The following is a 12,749-nucleotide window of genomic DNA, read 5'->3' on the forward strand; positions in this document are numbered from 1 at the left end:
ACACCCACCTCAGGCGAACTCGCAGGTCACGCCACCGCTGCTGTCGAGCGTCGCGTGCACGCGCTTGAGGTTCTCGCCGGTGGCCATGGCGTCCAGCAGGCGGTCGGCCACCAGCGGCAGTACGTGCAGGTCGAGCAAATGATCGATCAGGCGCGCGCCGCTTTCGCTCTGGGTGCAGCGCTCGGCCAGATGGTCGACCAGGTTCTGGCAGTGAGTGAAATCCAGCTGGCGACGGTTCAGGCGTTCACCTAAACGGCCCAGCTTGATTTCGATCAGTTCGCGCAGCACCGGGCCGCCCACCGGGTAGTACGGCACCACGCGCATGCGCGCCAGCAGCGCCGGCTTGAAGTGCTTGCTGAGCACCGGACGGATGGTCTCTTCCAGGGTCTCGGCGCTCGGCCGCTCGCCGTTCTCGCACAGCGCGCTGATGCGGTCGCTGGCCAGGTTCGAGGTCATCAGGATCAGCGTGTTGCGGAAGTCGATCTCGCGCCCTTCGCCGTCGTTGGCCACGCCTTTATCGAAGATCTGATAGAACAGGTTGAGCACGTCCGGGTCGGCTTTCTCGACCTCGTCGAGCAGAATCACCGAATAGGGTTTCTGCCGCACCGCCTCGGTGAGCATGCCGCCTTCACCATAGCCAACGTAGCCTGGAGGCGCGCCGATCAGGCGCGACACGGTGTGCTTCTCCTGGAACTCGGACATGTTGATGGTGGTGATGAAACGATCGCCGCCGTACAGCAGGTCGGCCAGGGCCAGGGCGGTTTCGGTCTTGCCGACGCCGCTCGGGCCCACCAGCAGGAACACGCCCACCGGCGCGTCCGGCTTGTTCAGGCCAGCGGCGGTGGCGCGCATCGAGCGGTCCAGCGCATGCACCGCCTGCTCCTGGCCACGAATGCGCGCGCGCAGGTCGCTGGCGAAACTCGCGACCTTGGCGTTGTGCTCGCGGGCCAGTTGCGCCAGCGGCACACCGGTCCAGGCACTGATCACTTCGGCCACCAGGCGCGGGCAGACTTCGAAGCTGACCAGGCGCTCCTGACTCTGGGCATCGCTCAGGGCGCGATGGGTTTCGTTGAGCGCGGCTTCCAGCGCCTCGACGCTCTGCCCTTCCTCCACTTCAGCGGCGAGGGTCTCGATCACCGTACCTTCGGCGTCTTCTTCCACCGACACCAGCGGCGGCTGGTTGGCCGCGTCGCGGGCCTTGGCCAGTTGCTGGCGCAGTTCGAGCAGGCGCTCGGCCAGGGTGCGCTGTTCGCTCCACAGGGTTTCCAGGGCTTGTTGCTCGGCCTCGGCTTCAGCCAGGCGGGCCTCCAACGCGTCCAGTGCTTCCTGGTCGATCACCAGGCCGGCTTCGGCATCGCGGCGCAACGCCTGACGCTGACGGCCGCCTTCGGCCAGTTCGCCACGCAGGCGCTCCAGGCTCTCCGGCGCTGCCGCCAGGCTGATGCGCACCCGGGCACAGGCGGTGTCGAGCACGTCCACCGCCTTGTCCGGCAGCTGGCGGCCGGCCAGGTAGCGGGCCGACAGTTCGGCCGCGGCCACCACCGCGTCGTCGCGCAGGTAGATACCGTGGCTTTTCTCGTAGACCTGGGCCAGGCCACGCAGGATGGTCACCGCCTCGCTGACGGTCGGTTCATGCAACTGCACCGGCTGGAAGCGACGGGCCAGGGCCGGGTCTTTCTCGAAGTACTTCTTGTACTCGGCCCAGGTGGTGGCGGCGATGGTGCGCAGCTCGCCACGGGCCAGGGCTGGCTTGAGCAGGTTGGCCGCGTCGGAACCGCCCGCGTTGCCACCGGCGCCGATCAGGGTGTGGGCTTCGTCGATAAACAGAATGATCGGCTTAGGCGAAGCCTTGACCTCGTCGATCACGCCCTTGAGGCGGCGCTCGAACTCGCCCTTCACACTGGCGCCCGCTTGCAGCAGGCCCATGTCCAGCGACAGCAGCTCGACGCCCTTGAGCACTTGCGGCACTTCACCGGCGGCGATGCGCGAGGCCAGGCCTTCGACCACCGCGGTCTTGCCGACACCGGCTTCGCCGACCACGATCGGGTTGTTCTTGCGGCGACGGGCAAGGATGTCGACCATCTGGCGGATCGCGCTATCGCGGCACAGCACCGGGTCGAGTTTGCCCTCGCGCGCCTGCTGGGTCAGGTTGTGGGTGAAGCGCTGCAACAGCGATTCGCCCGGCGCCGCCGGCTTGCCGCTGGCCGGTTCTTCCTTCTGCGACAGGGCGAAATCTTTCAGGCGCTCGATGTTCAACTTGGCCAGCAATGGCTGGTAGCGGCTACCGGCGTAACGCATCGGGTTGCGCAGCAGCGCGAGGATCAGCGCCGCCTGCTCGACCTGGCTCTGGCCCAGTTCGAGGTTGGCCACCAGCAAGGCGTCCTGCAGCCACTGCACCAGCTCCGGGGCGAACACCGGGTTGCGCGAAGCGCTGTGTTCGACCCGCGATTGCAGCGCCGCGCTCAGCTCGCCGGCGTCCACTTCGGCGTCCTGCAACGCGCGTGCGAGCAGGCCTTGCGGGCGCTCCAGCAAGCCCAACATCAGGTCTTCGACCAGGATCTTGCTGCCGCCCCGGGCGACACAGCGTTCAGCGGAGCTTTCCAGGTCACGGCGGGTTTCGGCGTCCAGCGCCTGGATCAGTTGCTGCAGGTCTACGTTGATCATGTCATCTGTCCTTAATGAATTTTGCTGCCCAGGGTCACCACGCCGTCCGCGCGTTCGCGGCCGAGCCAACTGGTCCACCCCAGGCGACAGGCGTTCTGCTCACCGATGCGCAGTTCGCGGATTTCTTCCTGGCGCAGGACCAGGCGAATGTCGTAGTCCAGCGGGTCACGCAGGGTGAACCGCACCAGCGCGCACAGCGGCTGGTAGCCGAAACCGATCGGCAGGAATTCGTGGAAGCGTTGCCAGTCGAGCTGGCGGATATGGATGCGGAACTTGCCGCTGCGGTCGCGCACCCGTTCGCCCAGCACCAGGTCCTCGCCGAGCTGGCTGTTGGCGCGACCGAGGCGGTTGCGCTGCTCTTCGAGAATTTCCACCCGACGCTCGATGCACTGCTCGATCACCAGGTCCGCATGCTTGAAGTAGTAGCGCAGCACGGCCTCGATCAATGCCGCCGAGTGGGCCCGCAGGCTGAGCAGGCCAAGGTACGGCAGCAGGCGCTTCCAGTTCAGCTCCTTGGCCTTGCGGATGTCCTCGCCGCCGAGGCCGATCAGGGCGAACAGCTGGGCAGAAAACGGGTCGAGCGCGCCGCTCTTGAAGCTGGCGCGGTAGCGGTACTTGCGCCAGATCGGCAGCATCAGCCGTTGCAGGCGATGGTGGAACAGGTCGAGGAAGTTGCGGGTCGGGTTGCCGTCTTCGCTGTCGCCCAGGGCTTGTTCACCGTAGAACGCCGGCAGCGGCGAGCCGGAACCGAACAGCCCGATCAGGTTGAACCGCAGGCGCGCGCGCATTTGCCCGTGCTCTTCGAAAAATTCCACGCGATCGACGTCGCTGCCAGGGAAACCCAGGCTCGGATTGGCCTGGAATTCCAGCTGGTCGTAGAGATCCTCTTCGCTCAGGCCCGGATGGGAATCGCGCAGCCGGTCCACCACCAGCAGCACGGCCTGAAACAGCGAGTACTCGCGAATGACCCGGGTCAGCCCACTTAAAGCAGGGGCTGTAGACCCATACGTGGTGTCCATTGGTACACCTCTCCCTGTGTACTTTTTACCCGCAGCTCGTGGTACGAGTTGAGACTGGCGTAAAGAGCGAAAAACTCGTTGAGAACCGAGGCGAAGACGAACATGTCGCCCTCACCGATATAGCCTTCCGGATCGATGGTCAGCTCGGTGCGCAGACCGCGCAGCGGCAGGCCCCGATGCAACCGGTCGACATGCTCGTGGCGGATCGACTTGAGCCCGCCCAGCAGGCGCTTGCTGACCTTTTCCAGGTGCTGGTCGTAGTAGCGCGGCAAGTCGTAGGTTTCGAGAATCACCTTGAGCGCATCGACGTTGGCCAGCGACAGATAGTTGAGCGACATGTTGCTGATCAGCTTCCACAGGAAGTCGCGATTCAGCGGCGGCGCGTAGCTCGAGGTGGCCGGGGTGATATTGCGGAAACTCAAAAACTCCGGCGTCTCTTCACAGGCCATGCAAATATCGCCGAGCTTGAGCTTGCGCGGCAGGTTCTGATTGGTGCACATCAGCTCGATCGACAGGGTTTCGTGGGCTTCGGTGTGGCGGATGCCGAAGCTCAGGTAGGTGTCGAGGCCGTCGTGCAGCAAGGACGAACGCTGGCGGATGCTGTAATGCGGACGGCTGTTGGGCACGTCGAAACTTGGGTCGTGCTCGAAGGATTCGAACGGTACATATTCCTGGTAACCCAGGCCGCCGGGCTTCCAGCCGGTCACGGTTTCCACCGAGAACACGCCGCAGTTTTCCAGGTCGTATTCGGCCGGCAGCAGCAGGTACTCGTCCTGCTTGCCGTCGAGGCGGATCGGCAGGGCGTCGTGCTTGAACAGGTTGGCGATCGGCGTGCAGTACAGCTTCACGTTGTCCAGGGTCGGCCGCAGGCGCTGGATGCCGCTCTTGCGAATGTCGAAGCGCACTTCCAGGCCGTGCAGCTGCTTGAGGGTGTCCTCCGGCAGCGATTTGAGCAGGTCCAGGCCGTTCAGGTCGACGAACAGGAACTTGTCCTGGAAGGCGAAATACTCCTGCAGGTAGCGATAGCCGCGGAAGGTGTTCAGCGGATACGGGATCAACGCCTCTTCCTCGGCAAAGCCCACCGGCTGCACGCGGTTGCCGGGCATCTTGAACGACATGGCATTGCCGCTGACACCCGGGAACGGCTTGCCGTCCATGCCCAGCGGCACCAGTTCGATGCCTTCGAGGTTGCGCAGCAGGCTCAGGTAGAGCATCTGGCTGATGTAGCGCTCGCCCGCCAGGTGCAGGCGCAGGCGGCTGAGGTTCAGCTCGCCGAGGTGGCCGTCGCAGCTCATCTCCAGGCGCAGGCTGAGCAGCGCGCCGTCGCCTTTCACCGAGTAATTCAGCGCCGTCAGGTCCAGCGGCAGGACTTCGGTCGGGTAGCAAGTGCGGAAGCGACAACGCACATCATCGATGGGCTTGCTCTCCACCGGCGTATCACGCTCCACGCGCAGGGCCGGCCCGGACTGCTTCAGCGGGTCGAACTGCAGAATGCTGAACGCCGGCAACGGCCGCATGTAGTTCGGCCACAGCAAGTGCATCAGCGAGTGGCTGAGTTCCGGCAGCTCGTCATCGAGCTTCTGTCGCAGGCGACCGGTGAGAAAGGCGAAACCTTCGAGCAGGCGCTCCACATCCGGATCCCGCCCGGCCTGGCCCAGGAACGGCGCCAGGGCCGGACTACGCTCGGCGAAACGGCGACCCAGCTGGCGCAGCGCGGTGAGTTCGCTTTGGTAGTAGTGGTTAAAGGACACGGGTTACCTGCCTGGTATTGAATCTCATGAATAAACCGTCCTGTAGAGCGCAACCGTCAGCCCGGAAACCACGTAGCCCACGATGAGCACACACGGAATGAAAACCAGCCAACCCAACATCGGTGCAACGTCACTGGCATCACCGCCAAGCATTTTTGCCAACCGGAAAAGCATCCACGAAGCGGCGTAAAAAGGGATGAACAGCAACGGCCCGAGCCAGACCCGCGCGAGTATTTGTTTCTCGCTCTTGCCACGCAGTAGGCGCATTTCCAGAAGGGCAAAGGCGATGTACGCCACAATGCCCATGCTCAACGCATAGGTCTCGAACAACTCGATGGTCAAAGGGGTGCCTCTCAGACACTCGTCCAGCAGCATGAGCAGGAGAACGGCCAGCGGAATCCAGAGGGCTGTGACAAGCAAGCGACGGCGGCCTGCACTGAGCATGCAATCCCTCTCTCCCATGATTACTGCGCCCCCGCTTTTTCAGAGGTAATCGCAACGCTGGTCTGTAGATAAAGCGCCTCGCCATCAAACCCGGTGATGGCCGCGGCACTCAGCGGAAAGCCATCTTTGCCGTCGTACCGAATCCAGCCTTCAGCCCAGATGTCCCCATTCTCGTGCCGGATCTCGACGTAATAATCCGGCGCCTCGGCCTTGGCGATTTCGACGAACACACCACCATCCTCCGCGCCAACCCACAGCGCATTGGGATGAGCGAACAGTTTTGGCTGGGTATCTCGCTGCCAGGTAAACAGCAGCGCACACAGCACCAGGATCGCCAGCACTCCGATCGAGCAAAGGAATGCGTTGAGGAGTCGCAACGCCTTGCCCCCCATCGAGGGTGCAGCGATGGCTGGCACCGGCCCGTTAGAACAATTCACGGGACACCCATTGATTGCAGCGACAAGGTTGGAATTTAGAAAATCTCATAAACAACCCAATCGCCGAACCGGCTCGAACCCACCCCTGAGATCTCGAAACCTGACCAAACGAACTGCACTTTTTACAAAATAATAAAGACCGACAACTATCATCGGAAAGTAAAGAAAAATACAAACCACGAAAAAAAATGTATACGCCACCTGAGGGAGCAACAAGCCCATAAAGTTGAAACTAATTCTCCACGGGGCTTTGGGTTCGATAAAGCTCAGAGACAGCATGACAAGAGAAATGAAGATAACGAAATATCGCATCATTTCAACGAAGCCCTTCGTCATAAAGCCGCTTTGCAAGCTCTCGATGATTGACCGTCCAGAGCAGGCCGGTGTCGGGTCGCCGACACCGGCTGTGGATTTACCTGACATCGTCGCCTCCTTAACTGACCTTGGCCTGTCCGCTAACCACAAAACAAATAAGCGCCAGAATCCCGAAACAGTCATTATCAAACAACCCTGTAAAGTAGCCTTCCATATTCATTCAGCCCACCCAAAATCAGCATTCAGGCCGGGGGCAAATTAGCGAAGTAGCTACCAACCACCTCAAGCAACGGAATAGACATCAGACACAAAAAAGCTAAAATCCTATGCCACTTAGAATTTCTAACACCAGCAAACAGGCCACTAATCGCCACAAAAAAACAGACTATTGCCAAAACACCAAACAGGTCACTATCCGCCAACACCGCCAAATAACCTTTAAGATCCATCACTTATTGAACCCCATGAAATTCCAGCGGTAGAGTTGGAAGATTTTCAGAAAATCTTCACGCGTCGAGTTTCTAACCAAATTATGAAAGCTCCACCCAACCGGCTTTTTTTCGTAAAATCCTTTTCCAATCGCCAGGCCTGCATATCCATCATTCTGAGGATCAGCCATATTAGAACCAATCATTCTTTTGAAGGTTGTATAAGGGCGGGTGCTCCAACCACCTGTATCTCCCTGCCTTATATCAATTCTTGTGGCACTTACTCCGACCACGACTTGAATATGGTGCGCAATATCTCCTGGGCGATCTAGAGCCTGAGCAAGAATATCGCCTGGCATCAAGTTTTCTGCCGCTGCTACGGGCAAGGTATTCTCACCCGTCTTTTGCATATCTGGAGCGCCGTAAGTCAACATGACCATTTCTGAGAAGCCATACATATTTGAAGCATAGCGATCATGTTCAGCAGCGTTATAATTCTCCATATTTCTATAGACTCTAACACCCGTTTTCAGTTTAACGGGAAGTCCTCTCTTAGCTGAAAACTCGCAGAGCATCCTTAGAGCAAAGTCTTCACATGTGAATTTATTATTGCTTATCGCCCCGTTCTTATCCCAATACTGTTCACTGATTAGTTTCTCTGCAATCAATGGTGCTTCATCATGATAAGCAGCAATATCCACGTCAGTCCAAAGAGCTGTCGTTTTCCAAAACACCTTGTAGGTAACTTTCTTTGGTGTTGGCTCTGCCTTTGGAGTCAAGGCAATAGATCGAGCCATTAAAGTAGATAGCACTTCCGCACTCACGCCGATACTCCATCAATGGCTGCGTGGAAGTCGAAGGTTTCTCCTTCCTTACCTCCTATAAGCTGAGTTCTACCCATAGCATCACTTTGCCCGGAAATAACTTCGCCTTTGGCAGTTGTAATCAGGTAAGGAATATCCTGAAGTGGATTTCCATCCTGGTCCTCCATCACAACATGCTGACAATGCGAGAAAAGCATCAATGGAGTCGGTGGAACAAACGGCGCCGCCGAATGCGAATTGCCGATAATCACCGTTCCCGACCCACCGATAACGATATTTCCATGAGTCCCGACCGAATCAACCGTGGCCGCCGGCTTGCCGTTGATCAGCACGGTAGTCGCCAGGCCGCCGGACATCGCACCGCCACAGGCCGAGGCATCGCCCTGGCGGGCGGCCGCGAGGCCGTCGAAAAACACATCGCCGGAACCGGCGGCGATCGGGTTGGTTGCGTGGCCGGGGAGCGGGCAGGCGGTGGGGTCGCTGACGCGTGCTGCGGGTTTGCCTGACATACTCGTCTCCTTAACTGACCTTGACCTGACCGCTGCCATCCAGGCGCGCGGAAAAACTGACCTGGCGCTTGAACCCGTCCACCTCAAGCAGGCCTTCGATATTGAAAGCCAGCTTGAGCTGGTCGTGATCACGCGGCAGGGAAACGACACGCACGTTGCTCAGACGCGGTTCGTAGGCTTCGATGAAGCTTTCGATGGCCAGGCGGGCCTGGCTCAGCGCGTCGTGCAGGCTCAGGCGCATGTCGTTGAGATCGGGCAACCCGTAATCGGACAGCGTCTGCACGCTGCCCGCACGGGTGCTGAGCATCTTGCCCAGATGGGCAGCCACCGACGCCATGGCGGAAACCTCGCGGCTCCAGCCGACACGTTTGTCGGCCTCGCCACTCAGGCGTTCGAAAAGGCTGCCGTATCCGGTCATGACCTAGCTCCTGGTTACTCTTTGTCCAGCTTGCCAACCAGCGACAGGGTGAAATCGGCACCCATGTACTTGAAGTGCGGGCGCACGTTCAGGCTGACGCGGTACCAGCCCGGCTCACCTTCCACATCGCTGACGATGATCTGCGCAGCGCGCAGCGGACGACGGCCACGCACTTCGGCGCTCGGGTTTTCCTGGTCGGCGACGTACTGGCGGATCCACTTGTTGAGTTCCAGCTCGAGGTCGGTACGCTCTTTCCACGAACCGAGTTGCTCGCGCTGCAGCACTTTGAGGTAGTGAGCCAGGCGGTTGACGATCATCATGTACGGCAGCTGGGTGCCGAGCTTGTAGTTCAGCTCCGCGGCCTTGCCTTCGGCGCTGATGCCGAAGAACTTCGGCTTCTGCACCGAGCTGGCGGAGAAGAACGCCGCGTTGTCGCTGCCTTTGCGCATGGTCAGGGAGATGAAGCCTTCCTCGGCCAGTTCGTATTCACGACGGTCGCTGACCAGTACCTCGGTCGGGATCTTGGTTTCGATCTCGCCCATGCTTTCGAAGTGGTGCAGCGGCAGGTCTTCTACCGCGCCACCACTCTGCGGACCGATGATGTTCGGGCACCAGCGGAACTTGGCGAAGCTGTCGGTCAGCTTGGTACCGAAGGCGTACGCGGTGTTGCCCCACAGGTAGTGCTCGTGGCTGTTGGCAACGGTTTCCTTGTAGACGAAGGATTTGACCGGGTTCTCTTCCGGATCGTACGGGTTGCGCAGCAGGAAGCGCGGTACGGTCAGGCCGATGTAGCGCGAGTCTTCCGACTGGCGGAAGCTCTGCCATTTGGCGAATTGCGGGCCTTCGAAGTGATCTTTCAGATCCTTGAGGTCCGGCAGGCCGGTGAAGCTTTCCAGGCCGAAGAATTTCGGACCGGCCGCGGCGATGAACGGCGCGTGGGACATGCAGGCAACGCTGGACACGTACTGCATCAGCTTCACGTCTGGCGAGCTTGGCGACATGAAGTAGTTGGCGATGATCGCGCCCACCGGCTGGCCACCGAACTGGCCGTATTCAGCGGTGTAGATGTGCTTGTACAGGCCAGACTGCATCACTTCCGGCGAATCTTCGAAGTCGTCCAGCAGGTCCTGCTTGGAGACGTTGAGGATTTCGATCTTGATGTTTTCGCGGAAGTTGGTGCGGTCGACCAGCAACTGCAGGCCACGCCAGGCCGATTCCAGGGACTGGAAGTCTTCGTGGTGGAGGATTTCGTCCATCTGGCGGCTGAGCTTGGCATCGATCTCGGCGATCATGCGGTCAACCATGGCCTTCTTGACTGGCTCGCCATCGTTCTGAGGCTTGAGCAGCTCTTCGATGAAGGCCGACACGCCGCGCTTGGCGATGTCGTAGGCTTCGTCGTCCGGAGTCAGGCGGGTTTCGGCGATGATGCTGTCGAGAATGCTGTACTCGCCGTTCTCGTTGCTTTTCTGTTGTGCTGCACTAGTGCTCATAGTGTTTGGCTTCCTTGACTGATAGAGACTCAGGCTTCGGTGGCTGCGGCGTTCAGGCCCAGCTCACCGAGTACACGACCGCGCGATTCGTCGTCGGCGAGTACGCCTTCGATGGCTTTACGGAATGCAGGGGCGTTACCCAGCGGACCCTTGAGGGCCACCAGCGCGTCGCGCAGTTCCATCAGTTTTTTCAGCTCAGGCACTTGCTCGACCAGGCTGGCCGGGTTGAAGTCCTTCATCGAGTTGACGCGCAGCTTGACCGCCAGCTCTTCGGTGTCGCCCTCTTCCTGAAGACGGTTAGGCACGCTCAGCGTCAGGCTCAGCTCCTGCTTGGCCAGCACTTCGTCGAACGTCATTTTGTCGATGCTGATCGGCTTGCGGTCTTCCACTTTGCGCTCGTCCACGCGCTGGGTGTAATCACCGATTGCCAGTAGCTTCAACGGCAGTTCAATCTCTTCCTGAGCACCGCCGGTGGCGGGTTTGAAGGTGACGTTGATGCGTTCCTTGGGGGCTACCGAGCCTTCTTTGGCCATGGCTTTTCTCCTTGCGGTTGTTGGCCCTGGGGCCTATTCGAGTACCACTTCGAGGTCGAGGTGGCACAGCCTGCGATAAATCTCTTCCTTGCGTTCTCGCACTGCGTGGTTCTGCGGCAACAACTCACAGCAGCTATGCAGGAGGTGCAGCACTTCCAACGCAAGATCCGGCTCCCAGGCATGCAGGCCCGAGCTCAGTAATTCTTGATCGAGGGTTTCGAGCTGGGTCTTGGCCAGCTCGTATTTCTTGGCCATGAAGCACAGCCGCGCCAGGCTGAACTGCCAGAAAAACCTCACCCGCCCGCCATGGGCGTTCTGCAGGCCTTGCTTGAGGATCTGCACGGCGGCCTTAAGGCCGTCCTTGCGCAGGATCGGTAAGACCTCTTCGAGGGCTTCTTCCCAGGCCGGCTGGCTGGCGGTCGCTTCGACCTTGCGCGGCGCGCTGGCGCTTTGCAGATGGGGCATGACGTGAGCGCTGATCCAGCTGCGGGTGGCCGGGTCGGCGAAAGGCGCGCCGTCGTGGAAACGCAACTCGACCACCCCCGGCAGGCGCTGCAACAGGAGCGCGAAGTGAAACTCCACTTCGCGCATCGCCTGGTCGGCGTTCAGCCCCTGCAGGCATTCCCAGACCATGCGCTGGCCGTCGAACCAGAACGGCGCCCTGGCCAGGCTGGCTTCGAGCTCCACCAACAGGTCGGCGTATTGCCCATTGGCAAAACGCTCCTGATAGGTCTTGAGCTTGTCGGCCGGCAGCCCGCGCAACGCAGTGATCTGCTCGGCGTTGCGCTCCGGGACGGCATCGATGGGCAACCACAGCATGGTGCGGTTCAGGCGCAGGGCGCGTACGTCAGTGGCCTTTTGCTTGAGCCACCAGGCGCTCAGCGGGCGGGCGTTTTCCTGCATCGCACGCAGGGCCTTCTGCGCTTCCTTCTCGTTGTCGATCGGCGCGCCAGGCGTGAACAGCTGTGTCGCGGCCTGCTTGACCTGGGCCACCACCGCGCCCACGGCGCCGGGTTCCGGCTGGTTGTCGGCGGCGCGCTGGACCATGGTCGACAGCCGCCGGCAGATCGGCAGCAGCAAGGGCGCGTTGTCACCCAGATGCTCGGTGAGCGCGGCGTCGAGTCCTTCCAGGTGTTCCACCAGGCGGCGGAACAGCGGCAGTTGCTCCTTGATCGCGATGTTTTCGCCCAGCACCTGCTCGAGACGCGGCACCAGCCAGCCGATGGCGGCAGCCCGGGTGCGCAGTTTGGCGGGGTGAATCTGCGCCCAATGCTGTTCGCACAGGTGCTGCAGAAGACCAAGGCCGGCCAGCAGGCCAGGGAAGGATTCACGCTGATACAAGGCCCAGGTGAGCCAGGCGGCCACCCGCAGATCCTTGGACTGGGTACGCAGCAGCGCTTCACTGTTTTCGAGGATTTTCAGCCAGTCGATCTGACCGCTTTCGTGCATGGATTGGGCTTTGCCCAGCTCACTTTCCAGCGCCTCGTATTCGCTGGAGAAGCGAACGTCCTCGCCCGCAAAACTCTCTTTGGAAACAGAGGCTTTGGCGAGTTCGAGGTAATGGGCAGAAAGTTTACTTGAGTAGGACATCCATGGCCTTTTTTGAGATTACGGTCTATACGCACGCGAGACTTTTTTCGCGGGCTGGACAGTATCGAAGAGAGTACTCATCCAATTGAGCCTGCTCTTTCAAGAGCGCGCATCGTAATCAGTATGATGGCCACTAGCAAGCATCCCTTCAAACGACAAGACGAACTGTCATCGGCTGTTCGTAAGAGATTGCCTTATATTTGGCAGGGTTTCCCCCTAGACAACCAGCTGAATCCCTATTCCAACCAGCAACACCAGAAGCCGCGGGCCAGAGCCTTGCGCGATATAAACCAGAGAGCGATTCAATGATTAAGGGTAATGCCAGGC

At 60.2% G+C, this 12,749-nt stretch carries 13 protein-coding genes; all 13 read right to left on the minus strand.

Features of this window, described 5'->3' with window-relative positions:
• Positions 1 to 9: 9 nt before the first annotated feature.
• A complete protein-coding gene (gene tssH, locus BM019_RS25500; protein WP_092421303.1) occupies positions 10 to 2,664 on the minus strand; it encodes a type VI secretion system ATPase TssH in 2,655 nt (884 codons plus the stop codon).
• An 11-nt stretch (positions 2,665 to 2,675) separates the two neighbouring features.
• Entirely contained in the window at positions 2,676 to 3,683 is a 1,008-nt protein-coding gene (tssG, locus tag BM019_RS25505) for a type VI secretion system baseplate subunit TssG (protein ID WP_007930277.1), read from the minus strand.
• Positions 3,647 to 5,434 carry a type VI secretion system baseplate subunit TssF gene (gene tssF / locus BM019_RS25510; RefSeq protein ID WP_009041350.1) on the minus strand — a complete coding sequence of 596 codons (1,788 nt, stop codon included), beginning with the start codon at positions 5,432 to 5,434 and terminating at the stop codon, positions 3,647 to 3,649. Before tssF ends, tssG begins: the two co-directional genes overlap by 37 nt.
• Before the next feature lie 24 nt (positions 5,435 to 5,458).
• The gene (locus BM019_RS25515) at positions 5,459 to 5,878 is read right to left on the minus strand and encodes a hypothetical protein (protein ID WP_139217392.1); all 420 of its coding nucleotides are present in this window, start codon (positions 5,876 to 5,878) and stop codon (positions 5,459 to 5,461) included.
• 20 nt (positions 5,879 to 5,898) lie between these two features.
• Positions 5,899 to 6,315 carry a hypothetical protein gene (locus BM019_RS25520; RefSeq protein WP_225970750.1) on the minus strand — a complete coding sequence of 139 codons (417 nt, stop codon included), beginning with the start codon at positions 6,313 to 6,315 and terminating at the stop codon, positions 5,899 to 5,901.
• Positions 6,316 to 6,360: 45 nt separating this feature from the next.
• A complete protein-coding gene (locus BM019_RS25525; protein WP_092421307.1) occupies positions 6,361 to 6,738 on the minus strand; it encodes a hypothetical protein in 378 nt (125 codons plus the stop codon).
• Between the two features lie 134 nt (positions 6,739 to 6,872).
• Entirely contained in the window at positions 6,873 to 7,079 is a 207-nt protein-coding gene (locus tag BM019_RS25530) for a hypothetical protein (protein ID WP_092421321.1), read from the minus strand.
• On the minus strand, positions 7,079 to 7,882 hold the full coding sequence (locus BM019_RS25535; protein WP_092421323.1) for a hypothetical protein: 804 nt from the start codon (positions 7,880 to 7,882) through the stop codon (positions 7,079 to 7,081). The genes BM019_RS25530 and BM019_RS25535 overlap by 1 nt, the downstream gene beginning before the upstream one ends.
• Entirely contained in the window at positions 7,879 to 8,391 is a 513-nt protein-coding gene (locus tag BM019_RS25540) for a PAAR domain-containing protein (protein WP_009041354.1), read from the minus strand. The genes BM019_RS25535 and BM019_RS25540 overlap by 4 nt, the downstream gene beginning before the upstream one ends.
• A gap of 10 nt (positions 8,392 to 8,401) precedes the next feature.
• Complete coding sequence (gene tssE, locus BM019_RS25545; RefSeq protein WP_007930282.1) at positions 8,402 to 8,809, minus strand: type VI secretion system baseplate subunit TssE; 408 nt, start codon at positions 8,807 to 8,809, stop codon at positions 8,402 to 8,404.
• A 14-nt stretch (positions 8,810 to 8,823) separates the two neighbouring features.
• Positions 8,824 to 10,299, minus strand: a complete 1,476-nt coding sequence (tssC, locus tag BM019_RS25550; RefSeq protein WP_009051592.1) for a type VI secretion system contractile sheath large subunit — start codon at positions 10,297 to 10,299, stop codon at positions 8,824 to 8,826.
• A 29-nt stretch (positions 10,300 to 10,328) separates the two neighbouring features.
• Positions 10,329 to 10,832: a type VI secretion system contractile sheath small subunit gene (gene tssB, locus BM019_RS25555; protein WP_007930286.1), complete on the minus strand. Its 504-nt coding sequence runs from the start codon at positions 10,830 to 10,832 to the stop codon at positions 10,329 to 10,331.
• A 33-nt stretch (positions 10,833 to 10,865) separates the two neighbouring features.
• Entirely contained in the window at positions 10,866 to 12,422 is a 1,557-nt protein-coding gene (tssA, locus tag BM019_RS25560; RefSeq protein ID WP_092421325.1) for a type VI secretion system protein TssA, read from the minus strand.
• Positions 12,423 to 12,749 lie beyond the last annotated feature (327 nt).

This window comes from Pseudomonas sp. NFPP07 (assembly GCF_900115645.1).
Taxonomy (GTDB): Bacteria; Pseudomonadota; Gammaproteobacteria; order Pseudomonadales; family Pseudomonadaceae; genus Aquipseudomonas; species Aquipseudomonas chlororaphis.

Excerpts from the sequence above, each read along its gene's own strand:
- tssH (WP_092421303.1), bottom strand. The coding sequence starts at position 2,664 with ATGATCAACGTAGACCTGCAGCAACTGATCCAGGCGCTGGACGCCGAA.
- tssB (WP_007930286.1), bottom strand. The coding sequence starts at position 10,832 with ATGGCCAAAGAAGGCTCGGTAGCCCCCAAGGAACGCATCAACGTCACC.
- tssG (WP_007930277.1), bottom strand. The coding sequence starts at position 3,683 with ATGGACACCACGTATGGGTCTACAGCCCCTGCTTTAAGTGGGCTGACC.
- BM019_RS25540 (WP_009041354.1), bottom strand. The coding sequence starts at position 8,391 with ATGTCAGGCAAACCCGCAGCACGCGTCAGCGACCCCACCGCCTGCCCG.
- tssA (WP_092421325.1), bottom strand. The coding sequence starts at position 12,422 with ATGTCCTACTCAAGTAAACTTTCTGCCCATTACCTCGAACTCGCCAAA.
- BM019_RS25530 (WP_092421321.1), bottom strand. The coding sequence starts at position 7,079 with ATGGATCTTAAAGGTTATTTGGCGGTGTTGGCGGATAGTGACCTGTTT.
- tssC (WP_009051592.1), bottom strand. The coding sequence starts at position 10,299 with ATGAGCACTAGTGCAGCACAACAGAAAAGCAACGAGAACGGCGAGTAC.
- BM019_RS25525 (WP_092421307.1), bottom strand. The coding sequence starts at position 6,738 with ATGTCAGGTAAATCCACAGCCGGTGTCGGCGACCCGACACCGGCCTGC.
- BM019_RS25515 (WP_139217392.1), bottom strand. The coding sequence starts at position 5,878 with ATGCTCAGTGCAGGCCGCCGTCGCTTGCTTGTCACAGCCCTCTGGATT.
- tssE (WP_007930282.1), bottom strand. The coding sequence starts at position 8,809 with ATGACCGGATACGGCAGCCTTTTCGAACGCCTGAGTGGCGAGGCCGAC.